Consider the following 16017-nt stretch of genomic DNA (forward strand, 5'->3'; position numbering starts at 1 on the left):
CATCACCGCGTGAACGATTGAACGTTGCCCGCATCGACGTTCAGGATGTTGCCCGTCGATTTGGCCGATGCCTCTGAGGCGAAGAAATACGCAGCCTCGGCAATGTCTTCGGGCAGGACCGAGCGTTTCAGAAGCGAGCGCTGGCGATAGTGATCTTCCAGATCGGCGGTGTCCTTGCCATAGGCATCCGCACGTTCCTTCAGCCAGTCACCCGACCAGATCTTGGACCCGCGCAGCACGGCATCAGGGTTCACCACATTGACGCGGATCTGATTGGGGGCACCTTCCAACGCCAGACAACGGGCCAGATGAATCTCCGCCGCTTTCGCCGTGCAATAGGCCGAGGCATTGGGGCTGGCCGCCAGCCCGTTCTTCGACGCAATAAACACGATGGCCCCGCCGATGCCCTGCACCTTCAGCACCTTGAACGCCTCGCGGCTGACAAGGAAATAGCCGGTGGACAGGATGTCCATGTTCTTGTTCCACAACGCAAGGCTGGTTTCTTCGATCGGCGCCGAGGACGCGATGCCTGCGTTCGATACCAGAATATCCAGCCCGCCGAACTCTGCCGCCGTTTGTGCCGCCGCTGCGATCACCGCATCCTCGACCGTCACATCCATGCGCACGGTGCGCACGACATCCGCGCCGAAGCGGCTGGTCAGGTTGTCGCGGGTGGCGGCCAGTGCGCTGTCGTCGATATCGGCCAGCATGACACACGCGCCTTCGCGCAGGTAACGCTCTGCCGTGGCCGAACCGATCCCGCCCGCGCCGCCGGTGATGAAGGCGATCCGACCTGCAAGGCTTTTGGGTTTGGGCATCCGTTGCAGCTTTGCCTCTTCCAGCAGCCAGTATTCGATGTCGAATGCCTCCTGCTCCGGCAGGCCGCAGTATTCCGAAACCGTGCTGGCACCGCGCATCACATTGATCGCATTGACGTAGAACTCACCCGAAATCCGCGCCGTCGCCTTGTCCTTGGCGAAGGTGATCATGCCGACACCGGGGATCAGGTAAACCACCGCGTTGGGGTCGCGCAGGCCGGGCGAATTGTCATGCTTGCAGCGGTTGTAATAGGCCGCGTAATCCTCTCGATACGCCGCAACCTGCGGACCCAGATTGGCCAGCGTCGCATCGACATCCGGGGTGGCAGGGGCGAAATCCACCACCAGCGGGCGGATCTTGGTGCGCAGGAAATGGTCAGGGCAGGAGGTCCCGAGGGCAGCCAGCGCGGGCATCTCGGCGGCATTGACGAATTCCAGCACGGCAGGCTGGTCGTCGAAATGGCCGACCATGTGCTGTTCGCCAGACACCATGCCGCGGATCGCGGGCATCAGGCGTGCTGCAACGGCGCGGCGCGCATCGGCGCTCAGGCTTTCATGCACGGCACCGCCAAAGATTGTCTTGCCCGCGGTCTCCGCTTCAAACCAATCCATGGCACGGTTGATGATGCGCAGGGTCGTCTCGTAGCACATTTTCGCATCGTCATCCCACGTGAACAGCCCATGGCTTTCGAGCACGACGCCCTTGGCATCGGGATTGTCGGCGCAGAATTTCGATAGCCACAAACCCAGTTCAAAGCCCGGACGCTTCCACGGCAGCCAACCGATCTCATCCCCGAAGATCTGTTTGGTCAGTTCGCGAGAGTTCTTTGCAGCCGCGATGGCGATGATCGCATCGGGGTGCATATGGTCGACGTGTTTTTGCGGCACATAGGCGTGCAGCGGCGTGTCGATACTGGCCGCCCGGGAATTCAGGTTGAAGGTGCAATGCGGCAGGAAGCCGACCATCTCATCTTCGAACTCCAGACCGCGATAGATGCCACGCAGGGCTTCCAGCTTTTCCATGTAAAGCGTGGCAAACCCGTCCATCTTGATGGAACCGACATCGCCGCCGGAACCCTTCACCCACAGCACTTCAACCATGTCGCCGGTCAGCGGATCGGCTTGCATGACCTTGGCCGAGGTATTGCCGCCGCCATAATTCGTGATTCGCTTGTCCGAGCCCAACAGGTTCGAGCGGTAGAGCAGCTTTTCAGGCTCGGTCATACCTGCCGAAGTGCTGTCATTCCAAAGGTTTTCAAGCCGTTTCGTGGCGGGGGATTTCGTCATGGTACCTCTCCTTGACGCGGACAAGATGCTGCGCCTTCCTGCGCGTATCTGGGCCAGTCTGCGACGATATGTCAATCAAAAACAATCATAACCAATCATGCTGCACCTGCAAACAGCCATTGACGATTGAAAATGATTGACAGTGATTGAAAACGCTGTCAGCTTTCATCGAAGTTACGGGGGAAATCATGCACGAATCTGAGCGTCATCGTATTATTCTGTCCGCCGTGCAGGACCATCCGGTTGCGACCGTCATCGACCTCGTGTCCCTCACCGGCGCGTCGGAAGCGACGATTCGACGCGACATTGCCACGCTGCATGTCCAAAAGCGCCTGCGCAGGGTGCGCGGCGGTGCCGAAGCGATTGCCCCGCCACAGTTTGTGGGCTTGGCCGGGCGCCCGTTCAGCGTTAACGCCACGATCAACGCACCGCAAAAACAGGCGATTGCCCGCGCAGCGGTGGAGCTGTGCGAAGATGGCGACCCCATTATCATCAACGGCGGGACGACCACGTTCCAGATGGTGCACCCGCTGTCTGCCCGTCGCATGCAGGTCTTCACCAACAGTTTTCCAATTGCCGAGCACCTGCTGAAGCATTCGCGTAACACCGTGCTGCTGTCAGGCGGGGCGATCTACCGCGAGCAAAACATCATCCTGTCGCCCTTCGACAACGATGTGACGCGCAATTTCTACGCCAAACGCATGTTCATGGGTGCGCAAGGCCTCGGACCGCTTGGGTTGATGGAAGCCGACCCGCTGCTGATCCAGGCCGAACAGAAGCTGATCGGGCAGGCGGATGAATTGGTGCTCCTGATCGACAGCTCAAAGTTCCGCAACCGCTCCAGTCTGATCCTGTGCCCGCTGTCGCGCATCCATGTCGTGATTACAGACGAAGGGATCACAGACCGCGACGCGCAAATGCTAGAGGCCGCAGATGTCCGGCTGATCGTGGCACCCGCCACGGCCGCCGAACGCAAAGACGCCGCACGTTAGGCGCCAAGACGACGAAACGAAACTCAATGGGAGGAAATCATGAGTATTCTGAAGAAAGCACTGACAACCGCCGCCATGGCGACGGTTCTTATGGCAGGTACCGCGCAGGCTGATACCCAGCGTATCGCGCTGGTGGTCAAGGCGCTGGGGATCGGCTTCTTTGAAGCCGCGAATGAGGGCGCACAGGAAGCAGCCGCCGAACTGGGTGATGTGGAAATCATCTACACCGGCCCGACCAGCACCACCGCCGAAGGTCAGATTGAGGTCATCAACGCCCTGATCGCGCAAGGCGTTGATGCGATTGCAATTTCGGCCAATGACCCGGATTCGGTCGCGCCCGCGCTGCGCCGGGCCATGCAGCGTGGCATCACCGTGATTTCATGGGACAGCGGCGTGGCACCTGAGGGGCGGCAGATGCACCTCAACCCGTCGTCCAGCGAACTGATCGGCAACACCATCATCAAGCTGGCCGCCGACCACATGCCCGAAGGCGGCGATGTGGCCGTGCTGTCGGCCACCGCAACCTCGACCAACCAGAACATCTGGATCGAGGAAATGACCAAGGTAATGGACAATTATCCCGACATCAACCTGGTCGCGACAGTCTATGGTGACGATCTGGCCGACAAGTCCTACCGCGAGGCGCAAGGCCTCATGTCCACCTACCCCGACCTGAAAGCGATCATCGCGCCGACCACGGTGGGCATCCTTGCCGCCAGCCAGGCCGTCGCCGATGCCGGCAAGATCGGTGAGGTCAATGTGACCGGGCTGGGCCTGCCATCGGAAATGGCCGGCGCGGTGGAATCCGGTGCGACGATCTCGTTCGCGATCTGGAACCCGATCGATCTGGGCTATGCCGCGACCATGCTGGCCTACAACATCGCCAACGGCGCTGTGGCCGAACCGGGCGCGTCCATCCCCATGGGCCGCATGGGCGAGGCCGTTCTGGATGAGAACAACGAAGCCGCGATGTCCGACCCATTCACCTATGACGCATCGAACATCGACGAGTTCAAGTCGATCTTCTGATCCGCACTGGTGATCTGAACCGGCCCGGCGCACCCCTCCCCCTCGTGCTCCGGGCCGGTTTCCCCGACCCTTGCCCTCAACGTCAGGCCCGCCATGACCGCCCAAGTTTCCGGCGCAGATGCTGCGCATCCCGTGTTGTCGCTGACCGGCGTCACCAAGACCTTCCCCGGTGTGCGGGCGTTATCGGATGTGACACTGGACCTTTATCCCGGCCAGGTCACCGCCCTGATCGGCGAGAATGGCGCGGGAAAATCCACCACCGTGAAAATCCTGACCGGCATCTATCAGCCCGATGAAGGCACGGTGCAGGTGGACGGCCAGCCCGTCCACTTTGCCACCGCCCAGGCCGCCACCGCCGCAGGCGTCACCGCCATCCATCAAGAAACCGTGCTGTTTGACGAACTCAGCGTGGCCGAGAACATCTTTCTGGGCCATGCCCCGCGCAACCGGCTGGGCCTGATCGACTGGACCGCGATGAATGCGCAGGCCCGCGCGCTGCTGCAACGGATCAAGGCCGATCTGAATCCACAGACCCGGCTGCGCGATCTGGGCATTGCCAAGAAACATCTGGTGGCAATCGCTCGCGCGCTGTCGGTTGATGCGCGCGTGGTGATCATGGACGAACCCACCGCCGCGCTGAGCCACAAGGAAATCCACGAGCTTTATGAGCTGATCGAGCGGCTGAAGGCCGACGGCAAGGCGATCTTGTTTATCAGCCACAAGTTTGACGAAATCTTCCGCATCGCAGACCGCTATACCGTGTTTCGCGATGGCGAATTCATCAGCGCGGGCCAGATGGCAGATGTGAGCGAAGGCGATCTGGTGCAGATGATGGTCGGCCGCGCCGTCGATCAGATCTTCCCCAAGCGGCAGCCGCATACCGGCAGGCCCGTGCTGACCGTGGCGGGCTACAGCCACCCGACCGAATTTGAGGACATCAATTTCACCCTGCACGCAGGCGAGATCCTGGGCTTTTACGGTCTGATCGGCGCCGGGCGGTCAGAGTTCATGCAATCGCTGTTCGGGCTGACCACGCCCAGCAAGGGTGCCTGCCGGATTGACGATGAGCTTGTCGCGATCCGCTCTACGGCAGACGCGATCGGGCGCGGCGTGGTTTATGTCCCCGAAGACAGGGGCCGTCAGGGCGCTGTCAAGGGGATGGGTATCTTTCAAAACGTCACCCTGCCGTCGCTGGACCGCACGTCGCGCAGCGGCTTCCTGCGGCTGGCCGAGGAATTCAAGCTGGCGCGCGAATACACCACCCGGCTGGATCTGCGCGCCGCCTCCCTCGATCAGGATGTGGGCCTGCTGTCAGGCGGGAACCAGCAAAAGGTGGTCATCGCCAAATGGCTGGCCACCAAGCCACGCGTCATCATCCTCGATGAACCGACCAAAGGCATCGACATCGGGTCCAAGGCCGCCGTGCATGAATTCATGGCCGAGCTGGCCGAACAGGGGCTGGCGGTCATCATGGTCAGCTCGGAATTGCCAGAGGTATTGGGCATGTCCGACCGCGTGATCGTGATGCGTGAGGGGCGTATGGTCGCCGAATTCAACCGCGAAACCATGTCGCCCGAGCGGCTGGTCCGCGCGGCCGCAGGTCTGGAGGCCGCCGCATGATCCGTATCCTTTCCTCGCGCGAGGCGCTTCTGGGCGCCGTCATCCTGGTCATGATCGCGGGCATCTCGCTGCGCTTCCCAGGCTTCATCGCGCCCGACAATCTGGCCGGGGTGTTCAACGACACCTCGCCCCTGATGCTGCTGGCCCTGGGGCAGATGGTCGTGATCTTGACGAAATGCATTGATTTGTCGGTGGCGGCCACGCTGGCGCTGTGCGGGATGGTGGCGGCGCTGCTAAACGGCATGGGCGTGCCGCTGCCGCTGGTCATCGCCGCAGCCATCGGGCTCGGCGCTGTGCTGGGGGCGATCAATGGCATATTGGTCTGGAAACTTGGGATCCCACCCATCGTGGTCACACTGGGCACCATGACGATCTTTCGCGGCATCATCTTCCTGATCTCGGAAGGACGCTGGGTGAACGCGCATCAGATGTCAGACGGGTTCAAGGGCTTACCGCGCGGCGAATTTCTGGGCCTGCCGGTGATGAGTTGGATCACCATCGCCGTTATCGCGGGTTTCGTGGTGTTGATCCGCCAGACCGCATTGGGGCGCAGCTTCTTCGCGGTGGGCGGAAATGCCCATGCGGCTGTCTATACCGGGATCAATGTCGGGCGCACGCAGTTCATCGCCTTCACCATCTCGGGGGCGCTGGCGGGTCTCGTGGGCTATCTTTGGGTGGCACGCTATGCCGTGGCCTATGTCGATATCGCCTCAGGGTTCGAACTGGACGTGGTCGCCGCCTGCGTCATTGGCGGCATCGCGATTGCGGGCGGCTATGGCACGGTCGCGGGCGCGGTGCTGGGCGCGCTGTTCCTCGGCGTCATCAAGAACGCGCTGCCAGTCATCGGGATTTCGCCGTTCTGGCAAATGGCAATCTCAGGCAGCGCCATCGTACTGGCTGTCGTGCTCAACGCCCGCCGTGGTCGCGTGCAGGGCCGTCTCATCCTCAAATCAGCGGAGCGTGCCTGATGTCCCAGTTGCAAAGAGCCGCCATTCCCGACCGGCTGAACAGCCCGCTTGCGCGGGGCCTGAAAAGCTGGGAGGCAATGCTGCTGGTGGTCGCCATCGGCGTTTTCATCCTGAACTCCTTCGCCTCGCCGTATTTCCTCAACGCCTGGAACCTGTCGGATGCGACGTTCAACTTCACCGAAAAGGCAATGATCGCCTTTGCAATGGCGATGCTGATCGTTGCGGGTGATATCGACCTGTCGGTCGCCTCTATCATCGCTCTGGCCTCTACGGCCATGGGCGTCGCTACGACCTTCGGGCTGGGCACCCCGGAACTGGTGGCAATCGGCCTTCTGGTCGGCCTTGCCTGCGGCGCGTTCAACGGCGCGCTGGTGGCGGGCATGGGCCTGCCCTCGATCGTGGTGACCATCGGCACGATGAGCTTGTTTCGCGGCATCAGCTATATCGTTCTGGGCGATCAGGCGTTCAACCAGTATCCGCCCGGCTTTGCCTATTTTGGGCAGGGCTATGTGTGGTGGGTGATCTCATTCGAATTTGCGTTGTTCGCCGTCGCCGCCGTGGCGTTCTGGGTTCTGCTGCAACGCACCAATTTCGGCCGCGCGGTCTATGTCATCGGCAACAACCCAACGGCGGCGCAGTTTTCCGGCATTCGGGTGGCGCGGGTGCGCTTCATCCTGTTCCTTCTGACCGGGCTGATGTCGGGCGTGGCGGCGATCTGCCTGACCTCGCGCCTTGGCGCCACGCGCCCCTCGATTGCCTACGGATGGGAGCTGGAGGTGGTCACCATGGTCGTCCTCGGCGGGGTCAGCATCCTGGGCGGGTCGGGGACCATGCTGGGCGTCGTGCTGGCGGCGTTCGTACTGGGCATGGTGACCTTCGGCTTTGGCCTTCTGAACGTGCCGGGGATCGTGATGTCAATCTTCGTGGGCCTGCTGCTGATCGGGGTGATCGCCGTCCCCCGGATGATCCGCATGATCGCAAAAAGGGGATGAGCATGGAAAAACACGCCTTTCGCATGAAGCTGTTCCCGGGGATGGAGGCCGAGTACCGCCGCCGGCATGATGAGATCTGGCCCGAACTGGTCGCCCTGCTGCGCGACGCCGGGGTGCGCGATTACTCGATCCATCTGGACCCAGAGGCGCGCATCCTCTTTGCTGTCCTGTGGCGCCCAGAGGATCACGGCATGGACGCCCTGCCCGACCATCCGGTGATGCAACGCTGGTGGGCACATATGGCCGACATCATGGAAACCGGGCCGGATAACGCGCCGGTGGCGGTGCCGCTGACCTGCGTTTTCCGGATGGATTAGGCGATGCAGACGCCCCGGCATATCGCGGTGATCGACATCGGCAAGACCAACGCCAAACTGGCGCTGGTGGACCTGTCAGACCTGACCGAGCGCGCCGTCATCACCCGCCCCAACACCGTGCTGCCCGGCCCACCATGGGCGCATTTCGATACCGAAGGGCATTGGCAATTCCTTCTGGACGGCCTGAAAACCTTTCACGCCGAGCACGGTATCGACGCTATATCGATCACCACACATGGCGCCTGCGCCGCGTTTCTGGCCAGCGATGGCACGCTTGCCGCCCCGGTGATGGATTATGAGCACCCGATCCCCACCGAGGTTGCCGTAGAATACGACCGCCTGCGCCCGCCCTTTGCCGATACCGGAACGCCGCGGCTGGCGCATGGGCTGAACCTTGGCGCGCAGCTACATTATCAGCTGCAGGCCGATCCCGGGCTGCGCGACCGTGCGGCGCATATCGTGACCTACCCGCAATACTGGGCGCACCGGCTGACCGGCACGCTGGCCAGCGACGTTACCTCGCTGGGCTGCCACACTGACCTGTGGAAGCCCGCGACGGGCGAATTCTCGGTCCTGGTCGACCGGCTGAACATCCGCGACATGCTGGCACCCGCGCGGCGGTCCGACAGCGTGCTGGGGCCGGTGCTGCCTGCAATCGCAGCCGTCACCGGGCTCGCGCCCGATACGCCGGTGGTCTGCGGCATCCACGATTCCAACGCATCGCTTCTGCCGCATCTGATCGCGCAGGCCCCGCCGTTCTCGGTGGTTTCCACCGGAACATGGTGCGTCGTCATGAGCGTGGGCGCGCCGACCGTGGATCTGGACCCGGCACGCGACACGCTTATCAACGTCAACGCCTTTGGCCAGCCCGTACCTTCCGCGCGGTTCATGGGTGGGCGTGAATTCGAACTGATCCGTCAAGGCTCCACGTCAGAGGCAAGGAAGGATGATCTGGCCATTGTTCTGCGCGAGGGCATATGCCTTTTGCCTGCTGTCGTGCAGGATAGCGGCCCCTTTGCCGGGCGCGCCCATGCATGGACCCATGACCAGACGGCCCTGCCCGACGGGCAACGCATGGCGGTCCTCTCGCTCTATCTGGCGCTCATGACGGCGGAATGCCTGCGGCTGACCGGCGCGAACGGGGCACCGGTGATCGTCGAGGGGCCTTTCGCCAAGAACCGGATCTTTCTGCGCATGCTGACCGCCGCGACCGGTGCGCCGGTGCGGGCAACGGCATCGCAGACCGGCACAGCGATTGGCGCGGCGCTGCTTTTCGCCGGGGACACGCCAAATGTGATGCCCAGTCTGTCCAGCGCGCTCGACGATGCGGGGCAGGAAGATTACGCCGCCTACGCGGCGGCATGGCGCGGACATCTGAAGGCGGCCTCCTGACGCACCGCACCGACAGGGCATGGGCCAATCAGCAAGATGACCCCGTAGGCGTAATCTACCAGGCTCAAGCTTGAGGCGCCTGCTGTGCTGTGCCGACTGGCGCGCGGAAACGCCCTCCCGCGCTATGCCCCAGCCACTGGTGCAGGCACCAGAGGCGGCGCATCAAGCGCGACAAGCGCACCGGAATGGCTGATGACATGCGCGGCCAGCCGCGCCGCTGCGACACAGGCACGTTCCAAATCACCATCGTCCAGATAGCTTGCCAGAAACCCGGCGTTGAAACTGTCGCCCGCCGCTGTGGTGTCGACCACATCCAGCACGGGTTCGGGTGCAAAGGTGACACGCTGCCCGTCCGCCACCACCATGATCTCGCCCGGGCCGTTCTTCACCACCACGAGCCCCACGCCGGCATCGCGATAGCGCTGCGCAGTAGCATCAGGCGTGGCATCACCAAACCAATCGGCCTCATCCTCATAAGACGGCAGACAGATGTCAGACACTGCCGCCGCCTGCATGACCGCGCCGGTCATTGCCGCGCCATCCGGCCACAGCCGGGGCCGCAGGTTGGGATCAAACACCACCTTGCCGCCTGAATCGCGGAAGACCTGCAAGCCGTGCAGCAACCGCGCCCGATCACAATCAGGCAAAATGGCTAGGGTAATACCCGAGATATAGGCCATATCCGCCCCCGCCAACGCCGCCTGCAACGCGCCTTCACCATCCAGCATCCGACGCGCCGCGCTTTGCCCGCGCCAGTAGCTGAAGCTGCGTTCGCCATTGTTCAGGCTAATCATGTATAGGCCGACGGTGCTATCGTGTCGCCGCTGGATATGCGCGGTCACAATCCCCGCCGCATCCAGAAACGCAACCATGCGCTGCGACATGTCGTCATGTCCCACAGCGGTGAAATAGGCCACCTCATGCTCTGCCGCCAACATCTTACGCAGGTACCACGCGGTGTTCAGCGTATCGCCCGCGAATCCTGCGCGATAGGTGTCGGGGGTGGGGCAGGGGGCCAGTTCGACCATGCATTCGCCGATGGCAACGATCCGGGTCATAGCGTCACTTCACTTTCAAACCATGCGTGTTTCTCGCCGCGCAGCCTCTCGATCAGATCACCGATGCGCGAAAGGTGCAGCCGCATCGCATCAGCGGCACCCTCGCTGTCGCGGCGCACCAGATGATCATAAATCTCGCCGTGATCGCTGAGGACCTGCGGCGAGGCGAAGCTGAGCGACAACATCCGCACGCGGTCCATATGCGCCTTGTTCTCATTGATCAGATCCCAGGCAAACCCGATGCCCGCGCGGTGGCAGATCTCGCGGTGGAACTGGTCGTCCAACTGGTGAAACAGCCGCTTGTCCTGCGCATCCTTCGCAGCTTCCTGCGCGCTGAGCATCGCTGCCAGCGCGACATGATCGGCAGGCGTCAGGGTTTCGGCGGCGGTGCGGACGGTCTCAACCTCCAGCGCGGTACGAACATAACGCGCGCGGGCCACGGCAGCCTCCGAGATCAGGCTGACAGTGGTGGAACGCTGCGGCCGGATAACCAGAAAACCAAGCTTTGAAAGCCGGTAGAAGGCATCGCGCACTGGCTGACGCGACACTTCCATCTGGCTGGCAACCTCGACTTCGGACAGCTTCGACCCGGGCGGAAGTTCCAGCGACAAGATCCCCGTCTGAAGCGTCTCGAACACCTGATCCGCGACCGACGGCCGGTCCGGTGGGACAAGCGCCCGCAATGCCATTGGTGTTTCCATGCGCAACCCGCCTCCCCACTGGTATTCTTGTGCATATCAAGAATTGGCTGTCGTTGACAAGGTTGTTAATCTAGAATATTAGCATAGCTCAAGGCCATGGGAGGGCCGCTTGCAGCCGTAAGGGGGGCGTATATGCCGTTAGATGAGAATCGCCTGTTCCCGCTGGAAGGCACTGCGCGTGGGCTGGCCCGCGCCCTGTACGATCAGATCAGCGGCTTGCCGATCATCAGCCCGCATGGCCATACCGACCCGCGCTGGTTCGCTGAAAACAACGCCTTCACTGACGCAGCACAACTGTTCGTGACGCCCGATCACTACGTTTTCCGCATGCTGTTTTCGCAGGGCATTGACCTGGATGCCCTGGGGGTGCCGCGCGCCGATGGCCGGGCCGAAGTGACAGATGGACGCGCAATCTGGCGGGTCTTCGCGCAGAACTTTCACCTGCTGCGCGGCACTCCTTCGTGGTTGTGGCTGACACAGGCCTTCGCAGATGTGTTCGGCATTCATGAGCGTCTGACCGCCGCGAATGCCGATGCGCTCTATGACCGGATCAACGACAGCCTTGCAAAGCCCGAGTTCCGTCCGCGCGCATTGTTCGAGCGGTTCAATATCGAGGCACTGGCCACCACCGAAAGCGCATTGGACGACTTGCGCTGGCACCAGATGATCCGCGACAGCGGATGGAAGGGGCGGGTCATCACCGCGTACCGCCCCGATGCCATCGTTGACCCGGAATTTGCCGGCTTCACCCAAAACCTTGCCGCCCTTGGTGACCTGACCGGCGAAGATACGATGACATGGGCCGGGTATCTGGCCGCCCATCGTGCGCGCCGCGCCTTCTTCATTCGCCATGGCGCGACCTCTTCCGACCACGGCCACCCCACCGCACGCACCGAAAACCTGTCGTCCACAGATGCCGAGGCGCTGTTCGACATCGTGAAGACCGGGCGCGCCACGCCGGAACAGGCCGATGCCTTCCGCGGGCAGATGCTGACTGAAATGGCCCGGATGAGCGTGGATGACGGCCTGGTGCTTCAGATCCACGCCGGCTCATGGCGCAACCACAACCCCGGCGTGCTTGCCAAATTCGGGCGCGACAAGGGGTTCGACATCCCCACCCGCACCGATTTCGTCCGCAACCTGAAGCCGCTTCTGGATGCCTTCGGCACCGATACCCGGCTGTCGATCATCGTCTTCATGCTGGATGAAACCACATTGTCGCGCGAACTGGCACCGTTGGCGGGCGTCTACCCGGCGCTGAAGCTGGGGCCGCCCTGGTGGTTCTTTGACAGCCCCGAAGGCATGCGCCGTTTTCGCGAACTGACAACAGAAACCGCCGGGTTCTACAACACGGTCGGCTTCAACGACGACACCCGCGCCTTCTGTTCCATCCCGGCCCGGCACGATGTTGCCCGCCGCGTGGATTGCGCGTTTCTTGCTACCCTCGTAACCACCGGAAGACTGGACGAGGATGAAGCATACGAGGTCGCACATGACCTCGCATACCGGCTTGCTAAGCAGGCTTACCGGCTCTGATACGGAGCCATTCATGGGAGGAGAGACTATGAAGGTTACCAAGACACTGACTGCGGCCCTTTTGGCCAGCGCGGCGTTCATCGGTCAGGCTGCGGCCTGCGAAATCACGCTGCGGTCGTCCGACACGCACCCCGATGGCTACCCCACCGTCGAAGCGGTGAAGTACATGGGTGAGCTGTTGCAGGAACGCACCGACGGGCGCATCTGCGTCGAAGTGTTCCACTCGGCCCAGTTGGGCGAAGAGCGTGACACCATCGAACAGACCCGTTTCGGCGTCATCGACATGAACCGCGTCAGCATGGGGCCGTTCAACAATCTGGTTGAAGAAACCAAGGTTGTGTCGCTGCCCTTCATCTTCCGCTCGGTCGAGCACATGCACACCGTGATGGACGGCCCGATCGGCGACGAGATCCTCGCCGCGTTCGAGCCGCATGACCTGGTCGGTCTGGCCTATTTCGATGGCGGCTCGCGCAGCTTCTACAACAGCCAGCGTCCGATCCGGTCGCTGGAAGATGTGGCGGGCATGCGCATGCGCGTGATGCAATCCGACATCTTCGTCGACATGATGAGCGCAATGGGCGCCAGCGCCACCCCCCTGCCGTATGGCGAGGTCTATTCCTCGATCCAGACCGGCGTGATCGACGGTGCGGAAAACAACTGGCCGTCCTACGAATCCTCGGGCCACTTTGAGGTCGCAGGCTACTACACGCTGAACGAACACCTGATCGTCCCCGAAATCCTGGTGATGTCGAAATCAACCTGGGATGAGCTGTCGGAAGAAGACCAGCAACTGGTGCGCCAGGCGGCGAAAGACTCGGTGCCCGTGATGCGCGAAATGTGGGCCGAGCGTGAAGCCAAATCCGAAGAAATGGTCCGCGCTGCGGGTGTCGAAATCATCACGGACATCGACAAGACCCCGTTCATCGAAGCCATGGGTCCGGTCTATGAAAAGCACGTCACCTCGGAAGTGCTGAAAGACCTGGTCGCGCGCATTCAGGCAACCGAATGATCGCGACGCGGCAATACTGACATGACCTTGCGGGGCGGCGCATTTGCGAACGCCCCGCATCCTTTTCCCGCAGCTTCGCGGGGCGCATCCTTAGCGCCCGGGGCCTGCGGGATGATGCTGAAAAACACCACGGCCGGGGGCAGGTACGGTGCAGAACACGCTAAAATCCCTTGCGTTTTATCTGGGTCTTCTGGCCCGCGCAGCACTTTGGCTGGCCGGGATCAGCCTGGTCTTGATGACAGCCTTCATTGCCGCGCAGGTCTTCGCCCGGTATGTCCTGAACGTTCCCCTCACGTGGACCGAGCAAAGCGCGGTCCTCTTGATGGGCTGGTTTATCTTTCTGGGTGCGGCGGTCGGCACCCGAGAGGGCTATCACCTCAGCTTTGACGTGTTGCTGATGGTGCTGCCCAGGCGTGCCGTCTTGATCTTGCATTCGGTCTCGGACATCGTTGTGGCCGCCTTTGGCGCGGGCATGTTCTGGTTTGGCCTTGAACTGACGCGCCGGACCTGGAGCGGATCCATGCCGACGCTGGGGTTCCCCGATGGCGTCAGCTACATCCCCGTCACGCTGGGCGGGGTGCTGATCGTGATATTCTCGCTGGAGCGGCTGGCCCGGCGCGCGGCCGGCATGCACACAGCACGTTTCGGCGACGAATTGGCAGAGGAATAACCCCTTGGAACTGTATATCCTGTTTGGCACCTTCGTTACGCTTCTGCTGATCGGCACGCCGGTGGCCTTCTGCCTGGGTGTCTCATCCTTTGCCACGATCCTCTACATGGGCCTGCCGCCGCTGGTGGTGTTCCAACGCCTCAATTCCGGGGTGTCGGTCTTTGCGCTGATGGCGATCCCGTTCTTCATCTACGCCGGTGACCTGATGGTGCGCGGCGACATCGCGCGGCGGCTTGTCGCACTGGCCGGGGCGTTGGTGGGCAATCTGCGCGGCGGACTGGGGCAGGTGAATATCGTGGCATCCGTCATGTTCGGCGGTGTGTCGGGCTCGGCTGCCGCCGACGCCTCGGCCGTCGGTGGTCTGATGGTGCCCCAGATGAAAGAGCGCGGCTATGGTGCCGATTATGCGGTCAACATCACCGTGGTGTCGTCGATCATCGCGCTGATGCTGCCGCCATCGCATAACCTCATCATCTATTCGATCTCGGCGGGGGGGCGGCTGTCGATTGCCGATCTGTTCACCGCCGGTATCATCCCGGGCCTTCTGCTGGCGCTGTCGCTGATGGTGGCGGCATGGATCGTGGCGCGCAAACGCGGCTACCCGACTGAGCCCTTTCCCGGCATGCGCATGGTAGGTGTTCTGTTCGTGTCGGCGCTGCCCGGCCTGATCTTGGTGGCGATCATCTTTGGCGGCGTGCGCTCGGGCGTGTTCACGGCGTCTGAAAGCTCTAACATCGCGGTGGTCTACGCGCTGTTCATAACCCTTTTTGTCTATCGCTCTTTGCCATGGAACCAGTTTGTCGCCGCCACCATGGGCGCGGTGCGCACCACCGCCATGGTGCTGCTGGTGATCGGCTGCGCGGCATCCTTCGGCTGGCTTCTGGCCTATCTTCAGGTCCCTGCGGCGATCGTGTCCTTCATGCAGGGCATCTCGAACAATCCTATCGTGATCTTGCTGCTCATCAACGTGGCGCTGCTGATCCTGGGCACCTTCATGGATATGTCACCGTTGATTGTTATCACCACCCCGATCTTTCTGCCGGTGGCCATGGCCTTCGGCGTCGATCCGGTGCACTTTGGGATCATCTTGATCCTGAACCTCGGCATAGGGCTCTGCACACCGCCGGTGGGCGCGGTGCTGTTCGTCGGCTGCGCCGTAGGCCGTATTTCCATATGGGAGGCCGTGCGCGGCATCTGGCCGTTCTACTTTGCCGCGGTCGTTACATTGATGCTTGTCACCTACATTCCCGCCCTGTCGTTGTGGCTGCCCGCCCTGTTCCGCTAACCGCCCGTTTCCCGAAAGGACATCGCATGGCACATGCAATCGTTTCCACTGGCCCCGGCGTCACCCGCCAGGTGCTGGCCGACGCGCCCCAACTGATGGTCGTTGCCTTCAACTTCGATCAGGAAGGCGCCAGCGGTGCGCCGCACAACCACCCCCATGTGCAATCAACCTATGTCGCGTCGGGCCGCTTCCGCTTCACCCTTGCGGATGACACGTTCGAGGTTGGCCCAGGCGACAGTTTCATCATTCCATCGGGTGCCGAGCACGGCTGCGTCTGCCTCGCACCAGGCCAGCTGATCGACACCTTCACTCCCCGCCGCGACGATTTTCTCTGAAAGGACCC

At 62.3% G+C, this 16017-nt stretch carries 15 protein-coding genes; 12 read left to right on the forward strand and 3 right to left on the reverse strand.

The features are described 5' to 3' along the window. Positions 1-2: 2 nt before the first annotated feature. Complete coding sequence (locus tag H9529_RS18910) at positions 3-2105, reverse strand: bifunctional rhamnulose-1-phosphate aldolase/short-chain dehydrogenase (RefSeq protein ID WP_092889097.1); 2103 nt, start codon at positions 2103-2105, stop codon at positions 3-5. A gap of 188 nt (positions 2106-2293) precedes the next feature. On the opposite strand from H9529_RS18910, the gene H9529_RS18915 reads away from it, so the two are divergent. The 7 genes from H9529_RS18915 to H9529_RS18945 all read left to right on the forward strand — a co-directional run bounded on the left by H9529_RS18915 (position 2294) and on the right by H9529_RS18945 (position 9415). Then, entirely contained in the window at positions 2294-3097 is an 804-nt protein-coding gene (locus tag H9529_RS18915) for a DeoR/GlpR family DNA-binding transcription regulator (protein ID WP_092889253.1), read from the forward strand. A 39-nt stretch (positions 3098-3136) separates the two neighbouring features. After that, a complete protein-coding gene (gene rhaS / locus H9529_RS18920) occupies positions 3137-4126 on the forward strand; it encodes a rhamnose ABC transporter substrate-binding protein (RefSeq protein WP_092889094.1) in 990 nt (329 codons plus the stop codon). Positions 4127-4219: 93 nt separating this feature from the next. After that, positions 4220-5746 carry a sugar ABC transporter ATP-binding protein gene (locus H9529_RS18925; RefSeq protein WP_092889091.1) on the forward strand — a complete coding sequence of 509 codons (1527 nt, stop codon included), beginning with the start codon at positions 4220-4222 and terminating at the stop codon, positions 5744-5746. Next, positions 5743-6714, forward strand: coding sequence for an ABC transporter permease (locus H9529_RS18930; protein WP_092889088.1), 972 nt, complete (start codon positions 5743-5745; stop codon positions 6712-6714). The genes H9529_RS18925 and H9529_RS18930 overlap by 4 nt, the downstream gene beginning before the upstream one ends. Next, complete coding sequence (locus tag H9529_RS18935; protein WP_092889085.1) at positions 6714-7706, forward strand: ABC transporter permease; 993 nt, start codon at positions 6714-6716, stop codon at positions 7704-7706. Before H9529_RS18930 ends, H9529_RS18935 begins: the two co-directional genes overlap by 1 nt. Before the next feature lie 2 nt (positions 7707-7708). Then, positions 7709-8023 carry an L-rhamnose mutarotase gene (rhaM, locus tag H9529_RS18940; RefSeq protein ID WP_092889082.1) on the forward strand — a complete coding sequence of 105 codons (315 nt, stop codon included), beginning with the start codon at positions 7709-7711 and terminating at the stop codon, positions 8021-8023. Between the two features lie 3 nt (positions 8024-8026). Further along, the gene (locus tag H9529_RS18945; protein ID WP_092889079.1) at positions 8027-9415 is read left to right on the forward strand and encodes an FGGY-family carbohydrate kinase; all 1389 of its coding nucleotides are present in this window, start codon (positions 8027-8029) and stop codon (positions 9413-9415) included. A gap of 122 nt (positions 9416-9537) precedes the next feature. Here the strand turns inward: H9529_RS18945 and H9529_RS18950 are convergent, their stop codons facing one another. Next, the gene (locus H9529_RS18950) at positions 9538-10473 is read right to left on the reverse strand and encodes a sugar kinase (protein WP_092889076.1); all 936 of its coding nucleotides are present in this window, start codon (positions 10471-10473) and stop codon (positions 9538-9540) included. Continuing rightward, complete coding sequence (locus H9529_RS18955) at positions 10470-11174, reverse strand: GntR family transcriptional regulator (protein ID WP_092889073.1); 705 nt, start codon at positions 11172-11174, stop codon at positions 10470-10472. The genes H9529_RS18950 and H9529_RS18955 overlap by 4 nt, the downstream gene beginning before the upstream one ends. 132 nt (positions 11175-11306) lie before the next feature. Here H9529_RS18955 and uxaC point away from each other — a divergent pair, with 132 nt between their 5' ends. From uxaC to H9529_RS18980, 5 genes are all read left to right on the forward strand, one after another. Further along, entirely contained in the window at positions 11307-12710 is a 1404-nt protein-coding gene (uxaC, locus tag H9529_RS18960) for a glucuronate isomerase (RefSeq protein ID WP_092889070.1), read from the forward strand. Positions 12711-12738: 28 nt separating this feature from the next. Then, positions 12739-13719: a TRAP transporter substrate-binding protein gene (locus H9529_RS18965; RefSeq protein WP_092889068.1), complete on the forward strand. Its 981-nt coding sequence runs from the start codon at positions 12739-12741 to the stop codon at positions 13717-13719. Between the two features lie 148 nt (positions 13720-13867). Further along, positions 13868-14389 (forward strand): TRAP transporter small permease, encoded by a 522-nt coding sequence (locus tag H9529_RS18970; RefSeq protein WP_092889065.1) that lies wholly within the window; start codon positions 13868-13870, stop codon positions 14387-14389. Between the two features lie 4 nt (positions 14390-14393). Then, the gene (locus H9529_RS18975; RefSeq protein ID WP_092889062.1) at positions 14394-15674 is read left to right on the forward strand and encodes a TRAP transporter large permease; all 1281 of its coding nucleotides are present in this window, start codon (positions 14394-14396) and stop codon (positions 15672-15674) included. A gap of 26 nt (positions 15675-15700) precedes the next feature. Then, a complete protein-coding gene (locus tag H9529_RS18980; RefSeq protein WP_092889059.1) occupies positions 15701-16009 on the forward strand; it encodes a cupin domain-containing protein in 309 nt (102 codons plus the stop codon). Positions 16010-16017: the final 8 nt, after the last annotated feature.

This window comes from Roseicitreum antarcticum (assembly GCF_014681765.1).
Lineage (GTDB): Bacteria > Pseudomonadota > Alphaproteobacteria > Rhodobacterales > Rhodobacteraceae > Roseicitreum > Roseicitreum antarcticum.